Source organism: Arenimonas maotaiensis (assembly GCF_014638745.1).
Taxonomy (GTDB): domain Bacteria; phylum Pseudomonadota; class Gammaproteobacteria; order Xanthomonadales; family Xanthomonadaceae; genus Arenimonas; species Arenimonas maotaiensis.
In genome coordinates this window covers 241,772-260,806 of record NZ_BMFO01000003.1, presented here as the reverse complement: position 1 = coordinate 260,806, position 19,035 = coordinate 241,772, and the positions used below count along the sequence as shown (strand labels likewise).

The window sequence follows — 19,035 nt, the reverse complement described above, 5'->3', positions numbered from 1 at the left end:
CCATAAACCCGCGGCCGGGCGCCCCTGCCTCAGGTCATGCTGCTCGCCGTGCCGCGTGCCGGGACGGCGCTTTTGGCCGGGCGACAATGGGGAAAACAAGCACTTGCGTGCGGGCCGGGCACGGCGCTTGCACGACTGCGCGCGCGGCCCTGCGGGACAGCCCATAGGCCGCCAGCGGCATCGCCGCCAGCCACAGCGGCCACAGGCCGAACCAGGCGCTGTGCCAAGACCAGGCGGGCATCAACAGCGACGGCAACAGCAACAGCAGTGGGATTTGCCAGCCCAGGCGGCGGATGGTGGCGGCGGTCATTCGGGCATCTCCTGTCGGTTCGGGTCGGACCAGTGTCGGCCGGCACGCTCTCATGACGCGAGACGCGCCAAAATTGACGCCTCCTTCAGACCGTGAGGCGCAATATGGCAAGGTATCAAGGAGCATCCCATGGCCAAATTCCTCGCCGTCATCGCCGTCATCGGCATCTCGCTGGCCCTGTTCGGCGTGGCCAACGCCGGCAAACCGGTGCCGCTGACCAGCTCGGCCGTGGTCGACCTGGAACGCTACATGGGCCGCTGGTGGGTCATCGCGCACATCCCGTACTTCGCCGAAAAAGGCAAAGTGGCGACCGCCGACGTGTACGCGCTGAAGCCCGACGGCAAGATCGACAACGTGTTCGTGTACCGCAAGCGCTTCGGCGAACCGGAGCGCCGCATGCAGGCCACCGCCCGCGTCTATCCGGGCAGCAACAACAACCACTGGCAGGTGCGCTTCTGGGGCGGCCTGATCCGCGCGCAACTGCTGATCCTGGAGGTCTCGCCGGATTACCGCTGGGCCCTGATCGGCAATCCCGACCGCAGCATGGCGTGGGTGTTCGCGCGCGAGCCGGTGATGTCGGACGCGCAACTGGCCGAATTGACCGCGCGCTTCGCCGCCTACGGCTACGATCCGGCCGATCTGGTACGCGTGCCGCAGACCCCGAGTCAGCTGCCGGCTTCGAACTGATCCAGGGCCTCGCCGGCGATGCGTCGGCCGAGCGCGATCATCTCCTCGGCGCGCCAGAATTCGTAGATGGCGCAGGCGTTCTCCGGAATGCCGATCAACAGGTCGGGCGGGTAACGTTCGAGCTGCATTTGGGTCATGAAGCCGTGCATGGCGCCCAAGGACTGCGACATCAGGTCCATCAGGCCGCGGTTGCTGCCGTTGGCGACGGCCGGGCGGACACCCTGCAGCAGACGCGCCCAGCCCTGCTGGATGGCGCGCAGTGTATCGTTCGACGGCAGCGGCGCGGCAACGGGCTGCATCGCCGGCAAGGCCGGCGGCGCAATCGCGGTACGCTCGGCGTTCAGATCGACCGCGAACAGACGCGGCAGGCCGAAGGCCTTGCCGGCGGCCAAGGGCAAGGGCGCCAACAAACCGCCGTCGACCAAATCACGGTCGAGGTAGCGGTGCGGGGTCAACAGCATCGGAATGGCGATAGAAGCTCGGATGGCGTCGAACAGCGGCCCGTGGCCGATGCGGATCTCGCGGCGGGCGTCCAAATCGGTGGCGACGGCGGTGAACGGCACCGGCAAGGCCTCGATCAGATGTTCGCCGGTCAAACCGCGCAGCACCGCCATCACCCGGTCGCCCTTGATGAAGCCCGGATGCCCGAAGGCGAAGTCGACCAAGCCGAACACTTCGCGACGGGTCAGCGAACAGGCCCACTGCCGGTACTCCGGCAGGCGTCCGGCGCAGAAGATGCCGCCGACCAAGGCGCCCATCGAGCAGCCGGCGACCGCTTCGATGGCGTAACCGCGCGCCTGCAGCTCCTCGATCACGCCGATGTGCGCCAAACCGCGGGCGCCGCCGGAGCCCAACACCAGGGCGATGCGTTTGTCGGCCGCGGCCATGTTCAGCCGCCGTAGCGGGCCAGCGCCAGCTGCAGACTCATCCGCGCCGATTCGCGCAGCGGCACCGGCGCGGTGATCTCGGCGTCGGCGCCGTAGCGCAACACGTCCATCAGCAGCTCCCGCGGATTGCTGTACGGCACCTTCAATTCATAGCGGCCGTCCGGCAGGAAGCGACCTTCCTGCTTCGAATGCCAGTGCTCCTCGGCCACCCAGCGCGCGGCCTCGGCCGAGAACACGATGGTGGCGGTGTGCCGGGCCTTGCCGGAAAAGATGCCGTAGCCTTCGGTCAACTGCTCGTTCAGCTCCTGCTCGGACACGTCGTGCGCGTCCTCGTCCAGCGACCGCACATGCCGCATGCGGTCGACCGAGAAGCTGCGCAGGGCATCGCGCTCGTGGTCGTAGGCGTCCAGGTACCAGTTGTCGCGGTAGTGGGTCAGCCGCTGCGGCGACACCGTGCGCGTGGTCAGCTGGTCGGTGGAGCGCGCGGTGTAGTCGAAGCGCAGGCGTTTGCGCGCCAGCACCGCACCGGCTACCTGCCGGAACGCCGCCTCGTCGCGCGTGCGGGTGTACGAGCCGATCACGCGGATGCGTTCGACCGGCCAGCGCCGGCCCTTGGCCTGGTCGGCCAGCAGGCTGTCGATGCGCTTGCGCAGCGGTTCCAGCGCGCTGCCGAGCACGTCGGCGCCGGAACGGTTGAGCAGTTCGTGCGTGGCCAGCAGCGCATGCAGTTCGTCGGAGCTGAACCACAGCCCCGGCAGCTCGAACTGGTCGATCTGCAGCCGGTCGTAGAACACGCCGGTCTCGGCGCTCAGCAACGGCGCCTGCAGCACGTCGCGCAGGAACTCGAGGTCGCGGTACAGGGTGGCGCGCGAACAGCCCAGCTCCTCCATCAGCGTCGATACGCTGACCGGGTAGCGCGACAGCTTCAGGCGCTTGTGCAGGGCGAATATGCGGTCGTAACGGTCCATGGTTTCACGATAGAATGGAGTTCCCGTCTAGCATCGCCCGCAGCGCAGGCTTTGGCAAGACGCCATCGGACCGCCGCATGCCGGATTTCATCGACCACGCCTTCCTGCTGTTCATGCTGATCGGTTTCGCCGCGCAGATGGTCGATGGCGCGCTGGGTATGGCCTACGGGCTGACCGCCTCGTCCTTCCTGCTGGCCGCCGGCGTGCCGCCGGTCACCGCCAGCGCCACCGTGCATTTCGCCGAAACCGTCACCACCGGCGCCTCGGCGATCTCGCACCACAGCTTCGGCAACGTGCACAGTCCGCTGTTCAAGCGTCTGGTGCTGCCCGGCATGCTCGGCGCCGGCATCGGCGCCTACGTGCTGACCGAACTGCCGGGCGACGCGCTGAAGCCCTACGTGGCCGGCTACCTGGCGCTGATGGGCGTCTATGTGCTGCTCAAGGCGCTGCGCGAGATCAATCCGATCCACGTCGAGAAGCGCGTCGGACCGCTCGGTTTCCTCGGCGGCCTGATCGATGCCATCGGCGGTGGCGGGTGGGGCCCGATCGTGACCTCGACCCTGTTGGCGCGCGGCAACCACACGCGCTACACCATCGGTACGGTCAACGCGGTCGAATTCTTCGTGACACTGACCTCCTCGGCGGTGTTCATCGCCACCATCGGCGTGCAGCACTGGAACATCGTGCTCGGCTTGGCGCTGGGCGGCCTGTGCGCGGCGCCGATCGCCGGCTATCTGGCCAAACGCGTACCGCACCGGCCGATGATGGCCGCGGTCGGCCTGCTGATCATCGGCAGCAGCGGCTATACGCTGTGGAAGGCGTTCCTGGCCTGAGCGCGGCCGCGGGACGCGGGCTTATGCCACAATAACCGCCATGACCGACCCCGTGCTGGATTCCGACGACGCGCCCGGCGACCGCATCGCGCGCACCACCTGCTACATGTGCGCCTGCCGCTGCGGCATCAACGTGCACCTGACGAACGGCAAGGTGCGCTACATCGAAGGCAATCCAGAGCACCCGGTGAACCGCGGCGTGCTGTGCGCCAAGGGCTCGGCCGGCATCATGCAGCACTACTCGCCGGCGCGGCTGCGTAAGCCGATGAGGCGCATCGGCGCACGCGGCGAGAACCGCTTCGAAGAGATCGAATGGGACGAGGCGCTGGCGCTGGCCACGGAGAAACTGGCCGCGGCGCGCGCCGTCGACCCGAACCGGCTGGCGTTCTTCACCGGCCGCGACCAGTCGCAGGCGCTGACCGGCTGGTGGGCGCAGCAGTACGGCACCTACAACTACGCCGCGCACGGCGGCTTCTGCTCGGTCAACATGGCGGCCGGCGGCCTGTACACGCTCGGCGGCAGCTTCTGGGAGTTCGGCGAACCGGACTGGGAGCACACCCGCTACCTGATGCTGTGGGGCGTGGCCGAAGACCACGACTCGAACCCGATCAAGCTCGGCCTGGGCCGGTTGAAGTCGCGCGGCGCGAAGGTGGTCGCCATCAATCCGGTGCGCACCGGCTACGGCGCCATCGCCGACGAGTGGGTCGGCATCCGGCCCGGCACCGACGGCCTGCTGGCGATGGCACTGATCCACGAACTGCTGCGCACCGGCCGGGTCGATCTCGATTACCTGGTGCGTTTCAGCAATGCCCACCACTTGCTGGTCGATGCGCCCGGCACGGCGGAACACGGCCTGTTCGCGCGTGATGCCGAGGGCCGCATCCTGTGCTGGGAGCGGCGCCTGCAGACGGCGGTGCCGGCAGACGCCAGCGGCATCTCGCCGGTGGTGACCGGCAGCCATCTGCTGCCGGACGGCCGCGTCGCGCGGCCGGTGTTCGAACACATCCTGCAGCGCTACGGCGGCGAGGATTATTCGCCGGAGATGGTCAGCGAGACCTGCGGCGTACCGGCCGCCACCATCCGCCGCCTGGCCGCGGAACTGGCCGAGGCCGCATTCGAGAACGGCTTCAGCCTGCCGATCGCCTGGACCGACAGCGCCGGCAACCGGCACGCCGACATGCCGGCGCGGCCGGTGGCGATGCACGCCATGCGCGGCATCAGCGCGCACGCCAACGGCTTCCAGACCTGCCGCGCCCTGCATCTGCTGCAGCTGCTGCTCGGCGCGGTCGATGCGCCGGGCTCGTTCCGCTACCAGCCGCCGTTCCCGCGCCCGATTCCGCCCGGCAACCGTCCGGGCCGCACGCGCGACGACGAGGGCCGGCTGAACGCGATGCCGCTGGGCTTCGTGCACGGTCCGGAAGACCTGCTGGTGGATCCTGCCGGCAAGCCGCTGCGGGTGGACGAAGCCTATTCCTGGCGCTATCCGCTGGCAGTGCACGGCATGATGCATACCGTGCTGCGCAACGCGCACTCGGGCGAACACGGCAAGATCGACGTGTTGATGCTGTTCATGGCCAACATGAGCTGGAACTCGGCGATGAACACGCACGGCACCCTGCACTGGCTGACCGACACCGACGCCGACGGCAATTACCGCATCCCCTACATCATCTACGCCGACGCCTACGCCAGCGAGATGTGCGCCTATGCCGACCTGATTCTGCCGGACACCACGTATCTGGAGCGCTTCGACGCCATCAGCCTGCTCGACCGGCCGATCTCCGACGCCGACGGCGCGTCCGACGCCATCCGGCATCCGGTGCTGGCGCCCGACCGCGACGTGCGCGGTTTCCAGTCGGTGCTGATCGACCTCGGCGCGCGTTTGGGCCTGCCCGCCCTGGTGCACGCCGACGGATCGCCGAAATACCGCGACTACGCCGATTACATCCTGCGCCACGAGCGCGCGCCGGGCGTCGGCCTGCTGGCCGGTTGGCGCGGCGAGCACGGCGAAGCGGAAGGCAAAGGCGCGCCCAATCCGGAGCAGTTGCAACGCTACATCGAACACGGCGGTTTCTGGCATGCCGCCGTGCCGGAATCCGGCCGCTACTACAAGATGGCCAACCGCGATTACCTGGAATGGGCCAAGACGATGGGCTTCATCGCCTCCAGCGAACCGATCGTGCTGCAGCTGTATTCCGAAACCCTGCAGAAATTCCGCTTGGCCGCCGAGGGCTTCGGCGCCGTGCAGCCGCCTGAGGCCGAGCGCGAACGCGTGCGCCGCTACTTCGATCCGCTGCCGTTCTGGTACGCGCCGTTCGAACACGCGCAGACCGATTCCACCGAATACCCGCTGCACGCGCTGACCCAGCGGCCGCCGTTCATGTACCACGCCTGGGGTTCGCAGAACGCCTGGCTGCGGCAGATCATGGCGCGCAACTATCTCTATTTACATCCCGACACCGCGGCGCGCTACAGCCTGAGCGACGGCGACTGGGTGGAGCTGCGTTCGCACCTGAGCGCCATCACCGTGCCGGTGAAACTGACCGGCAACGTGCAACGCGACACGGTCTGGACCTGGAATGCGCTCGGCAAGCGCAAAGGCAGCTGGGGCCTGTCGGCCAAGGCACCGGAAGGCAATCAGGGCTTCCTGCTCAATCCGCTGATCTCCGACCTGACGCCGCAGGGCGATTACGCCAACGCCGACCCGATCACCGGCCAGGCCGCTTGGTTCGACCTGCGCGTGGCGATCCGCAAGGTGGCGCCGCAAACCCATAGCCTGCCGCAATTCGCGCCGCTGGCGCGCACGGAGCCGGTATGACCCGCCTGCCGACCACGACCGCCAAGAAGCTCGGTCTGCTGATTGATCTCGACATCTGCGTCGGCTGCCACGCCTGCGCGGTGGCCTGCAAGGAATGGAACGACCAGGGCGCGTCCGGCCCGTTGCCGGACCTGGACGCCTACGGCGCGGCACCGGACGGCGTCTGGTTCAACCGCGTGCACAGCTACGAGCTGGACGCGCTCGGCGACCAGCCGGCCAGTACCCTGCACTTCCCGCGCTCCTGCCTGCATTGCGAGACGCCGGCCTGCGTCAGCGTCTGCCCGACCGGCGCCAGCCACAAGCGCGCCGAGGACGGCATCGTGCTGGTCGATCCCGACACCTGCATCGGCTGCAAGCTGTGCTCCTGGGCCTGTCCGTACGGCGCGCGCGAATACTCGCCGAGCGAAGGCGTGATGAAGAAATGCACGCTGTGCGTGGACCGCATCTACGACCAGCGCATTCCCGAGGCGCAACGCCAACCGGCCTGCGTGCAGGCCTGCCCGACGCGCGCGCGCGGCTTCGGCGATTTCGCCGATCCGGATTCCGAGGTGTCGGTGAAATCGCGCGAACGCGGCGGCCGCGAACTGATGCCGGAACTGGGCTACCGGTCGGTGAACCGCTACCTGCCGCCGCGCCGGAAACAGCCGGTCCCGGCGCCGGCCGAGGAAACCCTGGACACCACGCAATTGCCGGCGGCGCTGCGCTGGCTCGACAGGATACTGAGCCGCTGATGCATCCCGCCCTTTCCGTCATCTTCTTCAGCACGCTGTCCGGCGCCGGTTACGGCCTGTGGTTCTGGTTCGGCGCGTCCCTGCTCGGCCACGACCGCGATTTCGGCGTACGCGACTACCTGACGCTCGGCACCGGCGCGCTGTTCGTGGTCATCGGCCTGCTCAGCTCCACCCTGCATCTGGGCCGCAAGGAGCGCGTCTGGCGCGCGTTCTCGCAATGGCGCAGCGCCTGGCTGTCGCGCGAGGGCGTAGCGGCGGTGCTGTGCTTCCTGCCGGCCGGCGCGCTGGTCTTTTTCCCGCAGCACGGGCCGATGCAGAAATTCCTGGCCGCGGCGCTGATGGCGCTGAGCCTGTTGACCGTGTTCTGCACCGCCAAGATCTATCACTGCCTGAAGACGGTGCCGGCCTGGACGCACGCCACCGTAGTACCGATCTATCTGGTCACCGCCCTGTACACCGGCGGACTATGGCTGGCCTCGATCTACGCGGTATGGACCTTCGCCCCGGCGTTGGCGATTCTGGCCATGATCACGCTCTGGCTGATGACGCGCTACTGGCGCAACAACGACCGGCCGCTGGCGATCACCCGCAGCAGCGCGCTCGGCCTGCCGGAGGAACGCAGCGTGTCGGTGTTCGAGCATCCGCACACCGAAGCCAACTTCATCACCAAGGAAATGGTGCACGTGCTGGCGCGCAGGCACAGCGGACGCTTCCGCGAGTTCTGCAGCTTCTTCGGTTACGCCTTGCCGCTGATCGCCTGTCTCGGCGCTTGGACCTTGGACCAACCCTGGCTATACAGCCTGGCCGCGGTGTCCGGCATGCTCGGCGTGTTCATCGGGCGCTGGCTGTTCTTCGCCGAGGCCAGGCATGTGGTGAGCCTGTACTACTGAGGCAGTTTCAGCATCGCCGCCGCGCCGCGGGCGAACAGCTTCTCGGCCACGAATTCGCCCAAAGCCTCCGGATGTTCGGCATCGCCCGTGCCCTGCGCGCTGATGGAGGTGTTTTCGCTGGCTTCGCCGACCCAGCCGGTCAAGCGCAGGCGGTCTTCGACGAACTCGGCATACGCCGCCACCGGCACCTGGCAGGAGCCGTGCAACTGGCGGTTCAAGGCGCGCTCGGCGCGCACGCGGATTTCCGTCTCTTTGCAGTTGAGGGGCACGAACAGCGCGGACACCTCCGGGCGGGCGTCGAGGGTTTCGACCGCGATGGCGCCCTGCGCCACCGCCGGCCACCAGGTATCGGGCGCGAGCACGGAACGGATGTGCGCCTGCAGGCCGAGGCGCTCGAGGCCGGCGCAGGCCAGGATGATGGCGTCGAATTCGCCGGCCGCGGACTTGGCCAGGCGCGTGTTGATGTTGCCGCGCAGGTCCTTGATCACCAGATCCGGGCGCAACTGCCGCAATTGCACCTGCCGGCGCTGCGAGGACGTGCCGACCACCGCGCCGGGCGGCAGCTCGTCAAGACTGGCGTAGGCGCCGGAGATGAAGGCGTCGAACGGGTTGTCGCGCCGCAGCACAGCGGCCAGCGCGAAGCCGTCCTCCAGCTCCATCGGCACGTCCTTCAGCGAATGCACGGCGGCGTCGGCGCGGCCTTCCAGCATCGCCACTTCCAGTTCCTTCAGGAACAATCCCTTGCCGCCGATCTTGGCCAGCGACACGTCCAGCACCTGGTCGCCGCGCGTGGTCATCGGCACCAGCTCCACGTTCAAGCCGGGATGGGCCGCGCGCAACAGCGCCGCGACATGATTGGTCTGCCAAAGCGCCAACGCGCTTTCCCGGGTGGCTAATCGGATGGTCTGCATGCGTCCATTATCGCACGCGGCCGGCGCCGGAGGCATCAGCCGCCCTTGAACCAGTCCTTCAGCTCGCCGGCGCAGCGGCGGCTGACCTCCAACGGCCGCTGGATATCCTTCAGCAGCGCCCAGACATGGCCGTCGGCGTCGCGGCGCAGGGCCTGCAGCTGCGCCCGGTTGACCAGGCAGTTGCGGTGGATGCGCACCAGCTGCGCAGGGAACTGCTGCTCGAGCTCCTTCAGCGTCTGGTCCAGCACATGTTCGCCGCCCTGATGGTGGGCGACGGTGTACTTGTCGTCGGCGTGCAGATAACGGATGTCGGCCAGCGCGATGCGGCGGATGACGCCGCCGACCGTGGCGGCGACGAAGGCCTCGGACACGGGCGGCACGGAGATCGAGATCAGCCGGCGGGCGCGCGCCAGGCTGTCGGCCAGACGTTCGCGGCGGACCGGCTTCAACAGATAATCAATGGCCTGCGCGTCGAAGGCCTGCAGCGCATGCTGGCCGAACGCGGTGCAGAACACCACGGCCGGCGGCTTCGGCAATGTGGCCAGACGGCCGGCCAATTCCAGCCCGGATTCGCCGGGCATGGCGATGTCGAGCAGCACCACGTCCGGCAGCAGACGCTGGGCCAGCTGCCAGGCCTCCCTGGTGTTGCCGGCGACGCCGGCGAGCGCGCAATCCGGCATCTCGGCCAGCAAGGCGCACAGACGTTCGACCGCCAAGGGCTCGTCATCGACCACCAACACCGACAGCGGCCTAGTCACAGGGCAGCTCCAGACGGGTGACGAAGCGGCCATCCTCGCGCGCGCTCTGCAGACGGGCGCGGCCGCCGTAATACAGCTCCAGCCGTCGCGTCACCGAAGCCAGCGCGTGGCCGTGGCCGGCTCCGGCCGGCTCATCGGCCAATGGCAACGGGTTGCACAGACGCAGGCGCAGACGGCCGTCGGCGGTGTCGGCGGTAACGCGGATCTCGCCGCCTTCCGGCCGCGGCGCGATGCCGTGCAGCACCGCGTTCTCGAACAGCGGCTGCAGCAACAGGCGCGGCAATCGGCACTGCAGCGGCAGATCTTCGGTCAGATGCCAGTCGACGCGCAGGCGCGCGCCCAGACGCAGCTGCTCGATGGCCAGGTACTGGCGCACCACCTGTAGTTCCTCGGCCAAGCTGGCGTCGGCGCGTTCATCGCCGAGCGCGGCGCGGAACAGGTCGGACAGGTCCTCGATGGCGCGTTCGGCGGTGGCGGCGTCTTTGCGCACTAGGGCGGCGATGGTGTTCATCGAATTGAACAGGAAGTGCGGATTGATGCGCGCCTGTAGGGCCTGCAGCGCGGCGGCGGCATTGGCCTTCACCTGCGCCTGCCATTGTTCGCGCACGTAGAAGTAGCGCAGCATCACCGCGCACAGCAGCGCCATCATCAGCGCCGTGCCGAGGCTGAACTGCACCGCACCCAGATGCTGCAGCGCGCGGTATTGCGACTCGCGGTCGAGCACGTACAGCAGCCAGGCCGCCAGCGCCGACACCGTGCCGACCGATGTCGCCGCCACGGCCGAGGCCAACGGCAGCGGCAAGCCGGCCAATGCCGGCCCGAGCCGGCACAGCAGCACGGCGGCGCTCAATGCCAGCCATTGCGCGAACGCCGAAGCCGCCAGGAAAGTGGTCAGTCCGCCGGGATGCACGCCGAGCGGCGACAGGAACAGCAATACCACCGCCAGCTGCGTGATGCCGCACACCGCGGCGATGCGCGGCGGCCGGCAGAAATCCGGCAGCGGCTGGCCGCTCCGGCTCATCGCGCGGCGAAACGCTCCCCGAGCCAATCCGCCATGTCGCGGATCTCCTCGGCGCAGACGCTGTGCTGCATGGGATAGGATTTGAAGCGCACGTCCAAGCCGAAGGTCTGCAGCTGGCGCCGGCTATGTTCGCCCAGGCCGAGCGGAATCACCGGATCGAACGCGCCGTGCGCCATGAACACCGGAATCGAGGCCGACTCGGGCGTGCGCTCCTCGGCGTTCTTGCCGCCCAGCGGCAGATAGGTGGACAGCGCCATCACACCGGCCACCGGCACGCGCTGGCGCAGCGCGTGCGCCAGCACCACCGCGCCGCCCTGCGAGAAGCCGGCCAGCACGATGCGCGACAGCGGCACGCCGCGGTCGCGTTCGCGCGCGATCAGCCGGTCGACTTCGCCCATCGACTCGCGCAGCCCGGCCTCGTCGGCGCGCTTGTCCAGCTCCATGCTGACGATGTCGTACCAGGCGCGCATGCGCGCGCCGCCGTTGATGCTGACCGGACGCACCGGCGCGTGCGGGAACACGAAGCGGATGCCGGGCCAGCCCGGCCGCACCAGCTCGGGCACGATCGGCGCGAAGTCGTTGCCGTCGGCGCCCAGGCCGTGCAGCCAGATGACGCTCCAGGCGGGGGTTTTGGCGGTGGCGTGTTCGACGGTCTGCAGCATGGCGGGTTTCCTTTTCCGGCCTTCATGATAGCGCAGCCGGCACGAAAAACCCCGCCGTGCGGCGGGGTTTCGCGTTGGTGGGCCCACTAGGATTTGAACCTAGGACCAAGGGATTATGAGTCCCCTGCTCTAACCGCTGAGCTATAGGCCCGGCAGGCTTAGCCGTTGTCGGAGTCGAGGAACGAACGCAGCACGTCGGCGCGCGACGGGTGGCGCAGCTTGCGCAGGGCCTTGGCTTCGATCTGGCGGATGCGCTCGCGGGTCACGTCGAACTGCTTGCCGACCTCTTCCAGCGTGTGGTCGGTGTTCATGTCGATGCCGAAGCGCATGCGCAGCACCTTGGCCTCGCGCGGGGTCAGGCCGGCCAGCACGCCGCTGACCGCTTCGCGCATGCCGATGCTGGTGGCGCTTTCCATCGGTGACTCGATGTTGCTGTCCTCGATGAAGTCGCCCAGGTGCGAATCCTCGTCGTCGCCGATCGGGGTGGCCAGCGAAATCGGCTCCTTGGCGATCTTCATCACCTTGCGGATCTTGTCCTCGGGCATCTCCATGGCCTTGGCCAGCTCTTCCGGCGTGGCTTCGCGGCCCATCTCCTGCAGCATCTGGCGCGAGATGCGGTTGAGCTTGTTGATGGTCTCGATCATATGCACCGGAATGCGGATGGTGCGCGCCTGGTCGGCGATCGAGCGGGTGATGGCCTGGCGGATCCACCAGGTGGCGTAGGTGGAGAATTTGTAGCCGCGCTTGTACTCGAACTTGTCGACCGCCTTCATCAGGCCGATGTTGCCTTCCTGGATCAGGTCGAGGAACTGCAGGCCGCGGTTGGTGTACTTCTTGGCGATCGAGATGACCAGGCGCAGGTTGGCCTCGACCATCTCCTTCTTGGCCTTGCGGGCCATCTCCTCGCCGTAGCGCATCTCGTCGTTGGCGCGCTTGATCTCGGCCAGCGGCGCGTACAGCTCCTTCTCGATCGCGCGCAGGGCTTCCTGCTGGGCGACGATGGCGTCCTTGTGCTCGCGCATGCCGGACGACCACTTCTGCTTGCGGGCGATGACGCTGTCGGCCCAGTCGAGGTCGGTCTCATGGCCCTTCCAGGCCTTGAGGAAATCCTTGCGCGGCATCTTGGCGGCGTCGACCGACAGCTTGAGCACGGCCGATTCGTGGCGGCGGATTTCGGCGATCACCTCGCGCAGGCGGCCGAGCAGGGAGTCGGTCTGCACCAGCGGGAAGCGCAGGCGCAGCACTTCGTCGGCGATGGCGACGCGGATCTTCTGCGCCTTCGGATCCTCCAAGCCGTATTTGTCGACGGCCTTCTGGAACTTGGCGGTCAGCTCGGCCAGCAGTTCCATGCGGCGCGCCACTTCGGCCGGGTCCGGTCCGGTCTCGGCCGGGGTAGCCTCGGCGTCGGCTTCCTCGTCGTCGTCGGCGACCACATCATCGGCCGGCGGCAGGCCGGCATCGGCGTCCTCCAGGTCGTTGAAGCCGATGACCACTTCCGACAGGCGCTTGCGGCCGGCCTTGTGCTCTTCGTAGTCGGCGAGGATCTGCTGGGTGATCCAGGGGAAATTGGCCAGGCCGGTGTGCAGTTTGCCCAAGCCCTCTTCGATGCGCTTGGCGATGACGATTTCGCCCTCGCGGGTCAGCAGGTCGACCGAACCCATCTCGCGCATGTACATGCGCACCGGATCGGTGGTGCGGCCGGCTTCGTTCTCCAGCGAGGACAGCACGGCGACCGCCTCTTCGGCGGCGACCACGTCGACGCTGCTGCCGGTGCTGCGGCCCGACAGCAGCAGGGTCTCGATGTCCGGCGCGGATTCGTGCACCACGATGCCCATGTCGTTGATCATGCCGATGATGTTCTCCATCTCATCGGGATCGATCAGGTCTTCCGGCAGGTGGTCGTTGACGTCGGCCAGGGTCAGGTAGCCTTGGTCGACGCCCTTGGCGATGAGTTCCTCGATTTCCGATTTGATGTTGCGTGGCGTGGTCATAGTCGCTCGTGTGGCCAAGGGTTGAGGGGAACCGCATATTATAACAGAGCTCCGGAGTCCGTCCGTATCTCTTTGAATTAAAACAACTTATGTTTCAAGCCAGAAGGTCACCGGACCGTCGTTGAGCAGACCGACCTGCATGTCGGCCCCGAAGCGGCCGGTGGCCACCTCGCTGTGCCGGCGGCGCACGGCTTCGACCAGCGCATTGAAACCGGCCAAGCCCTCTTCCGGCGGTGCGGCCGAGGTGAAGCTGGGCCGCATGCCGGAATCGGTGTCGGCCGCCAAGGTGAACTGGCTGACCAACAACACGCCGCCATTGACCGCCTGCACCGACAGGTTCATCTTGCCGGCGGCATCGGAGAACACGCGGTAGCCGAGCAGGCGTGCGGCCATGCGCTCGATGCGTTGCGGGGTGTCGCCGGGCTGTACCGCGGCCAGCACCAACAGGCCCTGGCCGATTTGACCCACCCGCTCGCCGGCGACGTCAACGTGTGCGTGCTTGACACGCTGGATCAGGGCAATCATGCGCGGCGGACGGCCTTTTGCGGGGTTTCGGCACAGTTAGACCGATACATCCCGGAAAAAGTTCCGCAAATTCCGGAAAAGGCCAAATCCCGTACACTGACACGATGACGCGCTCCGCTTTTTACGGCCAAATCCTGTACCGATCGGCTTGGCTCATCGGCCTGTTGCCGCTGTCCTGGCTACGGATTCTGGGCGGGGCAATAGGGCGCCTGGGCTATGCCATGAACAGCCGGGAGACCCGCGTCACCCGGCGCAACCTGGCACTGATCGGCTTGGCCGAGACGCCGGCCGTACGGGAGCAACACACCCGCGAACTGATGCGCTCGACCGGCCAGACCCTGATGGAGACCTTGGCGGTCTGGACCCGGCCGCGGCAGCGGGTGCTGGCTCTGGTGAACGAGGTGCACGGCGAGGCGCTGTACGCCGAGGCCCGCGCCCGCGGCAAGGGTGTGTTGCTGGCGGTACCGCATTACGGCAACTGGGAACTGGTGATCGAATGCCTGGCCGCGCGCGGGCCGTTCAGCCTGGTGTACCGGGTGCCGGAAAGCGCCGGCGCCGACCGCTTCCTGCAGCTGGCACGCGGCGGCGACAACGTGCGCCTGGTGCCGGCCGAGGCCACCGCCATGCGGCCGCTGCTGCGCGCCCTGCAGAACGGCGAGACGGTCGGTATCACCCCGGACCACCAACCCAAGGAAGGCGGCGGCGAATTCGCGCCGTTCTACGGCCGCCCGGCGCTGACTCTCAGCCTGATCGCCAAGCTGGCACAGCGCACCGGCGCGCCGGTGCTGTTCGCCTATGCCGAACGCCGCGGCGACGGCTTCAGCCTGCACTTCGAAGCCGAGGAACCGGGGCTGCACGACCCCGACCTGTCAGTGGCGCTGGCGGCCATGAACCGGCGCGTGCAGGCCATCGCCGATCGTGACTTCCGGCAGTACCAGTGGACCTACAAACGCTTCAGCATACGACCCGACCGCACCGACAAGAGCACTTACCGATGACCTATGACGCGCAAACGCCGGACTCCCGGGAGTGGAACCGCCTCGACCCGGCCGCCCGACCGCTGATGCGGGTCTCCACGCTGTTGCCGTTCCTGATTCCGATCGTGCCGGCAACCATCCTGCCGCTGACCCTGATGCCGGGCTGGTGGGGGCTGAGCGTGACAGTGCCGGTGGCCTTGGCCTGCATCGGCTTGGGCCTGCTGGTCGGACACAGCCGCTGGTGGTGCACGTTCTGGCGCCTGGAGGACGGCGGCTTCCGCCTGCGCAAGGGCCGCTGGTGGCGCAGCGAGGTGTTCGTGCCGCGCTCGCGGGTGCAGCATCTGGACATCCACAACGGCCCGCTGGAACGGGCACGCGGCCTGGCCACGCTGGTGATCCATACCGCCGGCACGCAAAGCCATGCCCTGAAGCAGGGCGGCTTCAGCCTGAAAACCGCCACCCTGCTGCGCGATGCGCTGATTCCGGACCACCGCCGTGACGACAGCGCGCTCTGAGGCCATCGCCGCCGGCATGCCGGAGCAGCGGCTGCATCCGCTGTCCTGGCTGTTCGAGCTGTTCAACGTGCTCAAGCAGTTCATCGTGCCGCTGTTGATCCTGCTGTTCACCGGCCGCGGCGACCGCTACGAATTCTGGGGTCTGATCGGCGCCGGGGTGATGGTGCCGCTGGCGGTGGCGCGTTACTACAGCTTCCGCTACCGCATCGGCGCCGACCGCATCGTGATCCGTTCCGGACTGCTGCAGCGCACCGTGCGCGACATCGCCTTCACCCGCATCCAGAACGTGAGCCTGCACCGGAACCCGCTGCACCGGCTGATGGGCGTGGCCGAAGTGCGCCTGGAAACCGGCGGCGGCGACAAGGAAGAAGGCCGCATGCGCGTGCTCGGGCTGCCCGAGGCCGAGCGTCTCCGGCAGTTGGTCCGCAGCGGCGAAGCCGAAACGCCGCCCGCCGGGGCCGGAGTGGCCGACGATGACGCCGGCAACGCGGCGGACGCGCCCTTGCTGCAGCTGGACTGGCGCGAACTGCTGAAGCTGGGACTGGTGTCTAACAAGGGCATGGTGCTGGTCGCCGCCGGGCTCGGCGCCGCCTTCCAATTCGATCAAGGCCTGGCGCGCGCGACGCTGAACCGCGCCGCCGGCTGGCTGTGGAACCAGGGCGCGGAACTGACCGCGATCGGCCCGGCGCGCTATGCGCTGGCCGGCCTGCTGGTGCTGCTGGTGGCGTTCGTGGCGTTGCGCCTGATTTCGGTGGCGCAGGCGTTCCTGCACTATCACGGCTTCACCCTGCGCGCCGACCGCCAACGCTTGAGTCTGGCGCGCGGCCTGCTGAACCGCTTCGAGGGCGCGTTGCCGCGCACCCGCATCCAAGCCTGGACCCTGCGCCAAAGCTGGCTGCAGCGTCAGGTGGCACGCTTCGACCTGCGCGTGGACGCGGCCGGCGGCAAGGGCGCGAAGTCGGAAACCATGGAGGCGCACTGGCAGCTGGCGCCCATCGCCGACGCCGAACAGGTCGCCGGCATCATCAACACGGTGCTGCCGGCACGTGCGTGGCCGGTGGACGGCTGGCGGCCCCTGCACCCCGACGCCTGGAAGCGCGAATTCAAGGCGCCGGCGCTGTTCCTGCTGGTTCCCGCCGCGATCCTGGTGTACTGGCTGCACGCCTGGGGCCTGCTCCTGCTGCTGTCGCATCCGTGGCTGTGGTTCCAATCGAAACAATGGGCCAAGCACGCCGGCTATTCGTACGGCAACGGCCTGATCGCCGTACGCGAAGGCTGGATCGGCAAGACCTGGCGCTTCGCCGAAGTACGCAAGGTGCAGGCCGTGTACCTGAAGCAGTCGCCGTTCGACCGCCGGCACGGCATGGCCACGGTGTTCTGCGACACCGTCAACGCCGGCAGCTTCGAGCCGCCGCTGGCCGTGCGCTATCTGCCGCTGGCCGAGGCCGTGGCCCTGCACGACGCCATCGCGGCCGCGATCGCCGAATGATAGGCTTAAGCGCCCTCCGCAAAACAGGTTGTCCGCATGGATGAAATCCGCTCGCTTCTGCCCTGGCTCGACATCGCCGGCCTGGCGGTGTTCGCGGTATCGGGCACGCTGGTGGCGGTACGCCAACGCGTCGACCTGGTCGGCGTCTGCTTCTTCGCGCTGGTGACCGCGGTCGGCGGCGGAACCCTGCGCGACCTGCTGATCGACGCGCCGGTGTTCTGGATGCACGATTCCATGCCGATCATCCTGTCGGTGGTCATCGCCGTCGCGGCCTGGCTGGTGCCGCTGCGCTGGTGGCCGGAACGGGCGTTCGAGTGGTTCGACGCGGCCGGACTCGCGGCCTACTCGGTGTACGGCGCGAACAAGGCCATGCTGTTCGGCGTCTCGCCGGTGTCCGCCGTCGCCGCGGGCGTCATCACCGCCTGCCTGGGCGGCGTCATCCGCGACGTCACCATCGGCGTGCCGTCGATCCTGATGCGGCACGAACTGTACGTGACCACCTCGCTGGTCGGCGCCGGCCTATTCGTCGGCCTGGACCAGCTGGGCCTGCCCGCGCCGTGGCCGGCGGCGTTGGGCGTGCTGGCCGGGTTTTCCCTGCGCGGCGCGGCGATCCGCTGGAAGCTGCACCTGCCGGCGCACCGGGGCAGCTAGAAACGGTTCCGGAGCCATCATCGGCCTTTGCCCGGTGACACGGCGCAGGCGCCTTGCGCGCAATTGACGCCACCTTGGCGCTGCTATCTAATGGACGGAAGATCCGCGTGCGATGGGAAGCATATGCAAGGCAAGGCCTTCAGCCTGTTGGAAACCTACGTCGACTTCCTGCTCGATGCCGTCTGCGTGGTGGATGACGAAGGCCTTTTCGTGCACATCAGCGCCGGCGGCGAACGCGTGTTCGGCTACCGCCCGGAGGAGATGGTCGGCAAGCCGATGATCGGCTTCGTGCATCCCGACGACCGCGAACGCACGCTGCAGGCGGCCGACGAGGTGGTGCACGGCGCCGAGAAGATCGGCTTCGAAAACCGCTACGTGCGCAAGGACGGCGGCATCGCCTACCTGTCCTGGTCGGCGCGCTGGTCGGAATCGGAGCGGCTGCGGGTGGCGGTGGCGCGCGACGTGGGCGAACGCCGGTTGGGCTCGCTGCGCCAGGCCGCGGTATACGCCATTTCCGAAGCCGCGCACGGCGAAGGCGATCCGGACGCCCTGTTCGCCAAGGTCGTCGGCATCCTCAACGACCTGATGCCGACGGTGCGCATCTGCATCGCGCTATACGAGGAAGACAGCGGCGAAATCCGTTTTCCGGTCGCGCCGGACGCCGGCGGCGACGCGCATGACGCCGAGGTGCTGGCCCATTGCCGCGCGGTCGCGGCCGCCGGCAAGCCCGTGCTGGCGGGACTCGGCGACGGCGGTCTGGAATGCCTGGGCATTCCCTTGAAATCCGGGAACCGGACCATCGGCATGCTGATGGCGGGCAGCGCGGGCTTCCGCCCGCACGAAACGGAACTGCTGGAGTTCGTCTCGGTGCAGGTGGCCGCCACCATCGAGCGTCGGCAACTGCTGCAGCGGCTGCGGCACCTGGCCCTGCACGACGCGCTGACCCGTCTGGCGAACCGCGAGCTGTTCCACGACCGCATCCGCCGCGCGCTGCACCGCAACCGCCGCGGAAAGGGCGCGTTGGCGCTGCTGTTCATCGATCTCGACAAATTCAAGGAAATCAACGACCGCTTCGGCCATGCCGGCGGCGATACGCTGCTGCAGCACGTGAGCCGGCGCATCCTGCGCGGCGTGCGCGAATCCGATACGGTCGCGCGCTTCGGCGGCGACGAATTCGTGGTGCTGCTGGAAGACATCGAATCCGGCCAGTGGGTGCGCGGCGTCGCCGACAACATCCTGCAGGCGCTTGACCAGCCGTTCGAGCTGGCCGGCGAAACCGTCCGCATCTCGGCCAGCATCGGGCTGGCGCTCAGTCCGGAGCACGGCGAGGACGAGAAGCAGCTGCTGCGCCGCGCCGACGAGGCGATGTACGCCGCCAAGAGCGCCGGCGGCAACCGCCTCCATCTTTGAG

General features: G+C 68.0%; 19 protein-coding genes and 1 tRNA gene. 10 read left to right on the top strand and 10 right to left on the bottom strand.

Features of this window, described 5'->3' with window-relative positions:
• Positions 1 to 34: 34 nt before the first annotated feature.
• Positions 35 to 310, bottom strand: coding sequence for a hypothetical protein (locus tag IEV56_RS08510; protein WP_188449865.1), 276 nt, complete (start codon positions 308 to 310; stop codon positions 35 to 37).
• A 129-nt stretch (positions 311 to 439) separates the two neighbouring features.
• Between IEV56_RS08510 and IEV56_RS08505 the strand changes: the two genes are divergently transcribed.
• Positions 440 to 997 carry a lipocalin family protein gene (locus IEV56_RS08505; protein WP_229730226.1) on the top strand — a complete coding sequence of 186 codons (558 nt, stop codon included), beginning with the start codon at positions 440 to 442 and terminating at the stop codon, positions 995 to 997.
• On the opposite strand, the gene IEV56_RS08500 is transcribed toward IEV56_RS08505, so the two are convergent.
• Both IEV56_RS08500 and IEV56_RS08495 read right to left on the bottom strand, forming a co-directional pair.
• Complete coding sequence (locus tag IEV56_RS08500; RefSeq protein WP_188449863.1) at positions 976 to 1,884, bottom strand: patatin-like phospholipase family protein; 909 nt, start codon at positions 1,882 to 1,884, stop codon at positions 976 to 978. The two genes, IEV56_RS08505 and IEV56_RS08500, sit on opposite strands and share 22 nt — an antisense overlap.
• Before the next feature lie 2 nt (positions 1,885 to 1,886).
• Complete coding sequence (locus IEV56_RS08495; protein WP_188449861.1) at positions 1,887 to 2,852, bottom strand: helix-turn-helix transcriptional regulator; 966 nt, start codon at positions 2,850 to 2,852, stop codon at positions 1,887 to 1,889.
• A 77-nt stretch (positions 2,853 to 2,929) separates the two neighbouring features.
• On the opposite strand from IEV56_RS08495, the gene IEV56_RS08490 reads away from it, so the two are divergent.
• Genes IEV56_RS08490 through IEV56_RS08475 form a run of 4 tightly spaced genes read left to right on the top strand, consistent with a single transcriptional unit; the run spans position 2,930 to position 8,124 of the window.
• A complete protein-coding gene (locus tag IEV56_RS08490) occupies positions 2,930 to 3,685 on the top strand; it encodes a sulfite exporter TauE/SafE family protein (protein WP_188449859.1) in 756 nt (251 codons plus the stop codon).
• A 40-nt stretch (positions 3,686 to 3,725) separates the two neighbouring features.
• On the top strand, positions 3,726 to 6,503 hold the full coding sequence (locus IEV56_RS08485) for a molybdopterin-dependent oxidoreductase (RefSeq protein ID WP_188449857.1): 2,778 nt from the start codon (positions 3,726 to 3,728) through the stop codon (positions 6,501 to 6,503).
• Complete coding sequence (locus tag IEV56_RS08480; protein ID WP_188449855.1) at positions 6,500 to 7,234, top strand: 4Fe-4S dicluster domain-containing protein; 735 nt, start codon at positions 6,500 to 6,502, stop codon at positions 7,232 to 7,234. Before IEV56_RS08485 ends, IEV56_RS08480 begins: the two co-directional genes overlap by 4 nt.
• Positions 7,234 to 8,124, top strand: coding sequence for a dimethyl sulfoxide reductase anchor subunit family protein (locus tag IEV56_RS08475; RefSeq protein WP_188449853.1), 891 nt, complete (start codon positions 7,234 to 7,236; stop codon positions 8,122 to 8,124). The genes IEV56_RS08480 and IEV56_RS08475 overlap by 1 nt, the downstream gene beginning before the upstream one ends.
• Here the strand turns inward: IEV56_RS08475 and hemC are convergent.
• From hemC to dtd, 7 genes are all read right to left on the bottom strand, one after another.
• The gene (gene hemC, locus IEV56_RS08470; RefSeq protein WP_188449851.1) at positions 8,118 to 9,035 is read right to left on the bottom strand and encodes a hydroxymethylbilane synthase; all 918 of its coding nucleotides are present in this window, start codon (positions 9,033 to 9,035) and stop codon (positions 8,118 to 8,120) included. The genes IEV56_RS08475 and hemC overlap by 7 nt on opposite strands.
• Positions 9,036 to 9,070: 35 nt before the next feature.
• Positions 9,071 to 9,793, bottom strand: coding sequence for a LytR/AlgR family response regulator transcription factor (locus IEV56_RS08465; RefSeq protein WP_229730225.1), 723 nt, complete (start codon positions 9,791 to 9,793; stop codon positions 9,071 to 9,073).
• Positions 9,786 to 10,814: a sensor histidine kinase gene (locus tag IEV56_RS08460; protein WP_188449847.1), complete on the bottom strand. Its 1,029-nt coding sequence runs from the start codon at positions 10,812 to 10,814 to the stop codon at positions 9,786 to 9,788. The genes IEV56_RS08465 and IEV56_RS08460 overlap by 8 nt, the downstream gene beginning before the upstream one ends.
• The gene (locus IEV56_RS08455; protein ID WP_188449845.1) at positions 10,811 to 11,476 is read right to left on the bottom strand and encodes an alpha/beta hydrolase; all 666 of its coding nucleotides are present in this window, start codon (positions 11,474 to 11,476) and stop codon (positions 10,811 to 10,813) included. Before IEV56_RS08455 ends, IEV56_RS08460 begins: the two co-directional genes overlap by 4 nt.
• A gap of 75 nt (positions 11,477 to 11,551) precedes the next feature.
• Positions 11,552 to 11,627: transfer RNA gene (locus IEV56_RS08450), tRNA-Ile, on the bottom strand.
• Between the two features lie 7 nt (positions 11,628 to 11,634).
• Positions 11,635 to 13,467 (bottom strand): RNA polymerase sigma factor RpoD, encoded by a 1,833-nt coding sequence (rpoD, locus tag IEV56_RS08445; RefSeq protein WP_188449843.1) that lies wholly within the window; start codon positions 13,465 to 13,467, stop codon positions 11,635 to 11,637.
• Positions 13,468 to 13,554: 87 nt separating this feature from the next.
• The gene (gene dtd, locus IEV56_RS08440) at positions 13,555 to 13,992 is read right to left on the bottom strand and encodes a D-aminoacyl-tRNA deacylase (protein ID WP_188449842.1); all 438 of its coding nucleotides are present in this window, start codon (positions 13,990 to 13,992) and stop codon (positions 13,555 to 13,557) included.
• A 104-nt stretch (positions 13,993 to 14,096) separates the two neighbouring features.
• Here dtd and IEV56_RS08435 point away from each other — a divergent pair, with 104 nt between their 5' ends.
• The 5 genes from IEV56_RS08435 to IEV56_RS08415 all read left to right on the top strand — a co-directional run bounded on the left by IEV56_RS08435 (position 14,097) and on the right by IEV56_RS08415 (position 19,034).
• Positions 14,097 to 14,990: an LpxL/LpxP family acyltransferase gene (locus tag IEV56_RS08435; RefSeq protein WP_188449840.1), complete on the top strand. Its 894-nt coding sequence runs from the start codon at positions 14,097 to 14,099 to the stop codon at positions 14,988 to 14,990.
• Positions 14,987 to 15,484, top strand: coding sequence for a PH domain-containing protein (locus tag IEV56_RS08430; RefSeq protein ID WP_188449837.1), 498 nt, complete (start codon positions 14,987 to 14,989; stop codon positions 15,482 to 15,484). The genes IEV56_RS08435 and IEV56_RS08430 overlap by 4 nt, the downstream gene beginning before the upstream one ends.
• Positions 15,465 to 16,973 (top strand): PH domain-containing protein, encoded by a 1,509-nt coding sequence (locus IEV56_RS08425; RefSeq protein ID WP_188449830.1) that lies wholly within the window; start codon positions 15,465 to 15,467, stop codon positions 16,971 to 16,973. The genes IEV56_RS08430 and IEV56_RS08425 overlap by 20 nt, the downstream gene beginning before the upstream one ends.
• Positions 16,974 to 17,009: 36 nt before the next feature.
• The gene (locus IEV56_RS08420) at positions 17,010 to 17,624 is read left to right on the top strand and encodes a trimeric intracellular cation channel family protein (protein ID WP_188449823.1); all 615 of its coding nucleotides are present in this window, start codon (positions 17,010 to 17,012) and stop codon (positions 17,622 to 17,624) included.
• Positions 17,625 to 17,747: 123 nt separating this feature from the next.
• Positions 17,748 to 19,034, top strand: coding sequence for a GGDEF domain-containing protein (locus tag IEV56_RS08415; RefSeq protein ID WP_188449820.1), 1,287 nt, complete (start codon positions 17,748 to 17,750; stop codon positions 19,032 to 19,034).
• Position 19,035 lies beyond the last annotated feature (1 nt).

Bases quoted from the DNA above. Each gene is read 5' to 3' on its own strand.
- IEV56_RS08510 (WP_188449865.1), bottom strand. From the start codon at position 310: ATGACCGCCGCCACCATCCGCCGCCTGGGCTGGCAAATCCCACTGCTG.
- IEV56_RS08505 (WP_229730226.1), top strand. From the start codon at position 440: ATGGCCAAATTCCTCGCCGTCATCGCCGTCATCGGCATCTCGCTGGCC.
- IEV56_RS08500 (WP_188449863.1), bottom strand. From the start codon at position 1,884: ATGGCCGCGGCCGACAAACGCATCGCCCTGGTGTTGGGCTCCGGCGGC.
- IEV56_RS08495 (WP_188449861.1), bottom strand. From the start codon at position 2,852: ATGGACCGTTACGACCGCATATTCGCCCTGCACAAGCGCCTGAAGCTG.
- IEV56_RS08490 (WP_188449859.1), top strand. From the start codon at position 2,930: ATGCCGGATTTCATCGACCACGCCTTCCTGCTGTTCATGCTGATCGGT.
- IEV56_RS08485 (WP_188449857.1), top strand. From the start codon at position 3,726: ATGACCGACCCCGTGCTGGATTCCGACGACGCGCCCGGCGACCGCATC.
- IEV56_RS08480 (WP_188449855.1), top strand. From the start codon at position 6,500: ATGACCCGCCTGCCGACCACGACCGCCAAGAAGCTCGGTCTGCTGATT.
- IEV56_RS08475 (WP_188449853.1), top strand. From the start codon at position 7,234: ATGCATCCCGCCCTTTCCGTCATCTTCTTCAGCACGCTGTCCGGCGCC.
- hemC (WP_188449851.1), bottom strand. From the start codon at position 9,035: ATGCAGACCATCCGATTAGCCACCCGGGAAAGCGCGTTGGCGCTTTGG.
- IEV56_RS08460 (WP_188449847.1), bottom strand. From the start codon at position 10,814: ATGAGCCGGAGCGGCCAGCCGCTGCCGGATTTCTGCCGGCCGCCGCGC.
- IEV56_RS08455 (WP_188449845.1), bottom strand. From the start codon at position 11,476: ATGCTGCAGACCGTCGAACACGCCACCGCCAAAACCCCCGCCTGGAGC.
- rpoD (WP_188449843.1), bottom strand. From the start codon at position 13,467: ATGACCACGCCACGCAACATCAAATCGGAAATCGAGGAACTCATCGCC.
- dtd (WP_188449842.1), bottom strand. From the start codon at position 13,992: ATGATTGCCCTGATCCAGCGTGTCAAGCACGCACACGTTGACGTCGCC.
- IEV56_RS08435 (WP_188449840.1), top strand. From the start codon at position 14,097: ATGACGCGCTCCGCTTTTTACGGCCAAATCCTGTACCGATCGGCTTGG.
- IEV56_RS08430 (WP_188449837.1), top strand. From the start codon at position 14,987: ATGACCTATGACGCGCAAACGCCGGACTCCCGGGAGTGGAACCGCCTC.
- IEV56_RS08420 (WP_188449823.1), top strand. From the start codon at position 17,010: ATGGATGAAATCCGCTCGCTTCTGCCCTGGCTCGACATCGCCGGCCTG.
- IEV56_RS08415 (WP_188449820.1), top strand. From the start codon at position 17,748: ATGCAAGGCAAGGCCTTCAGCCTGTTGGAAACCTACGTCGACTTCCTG.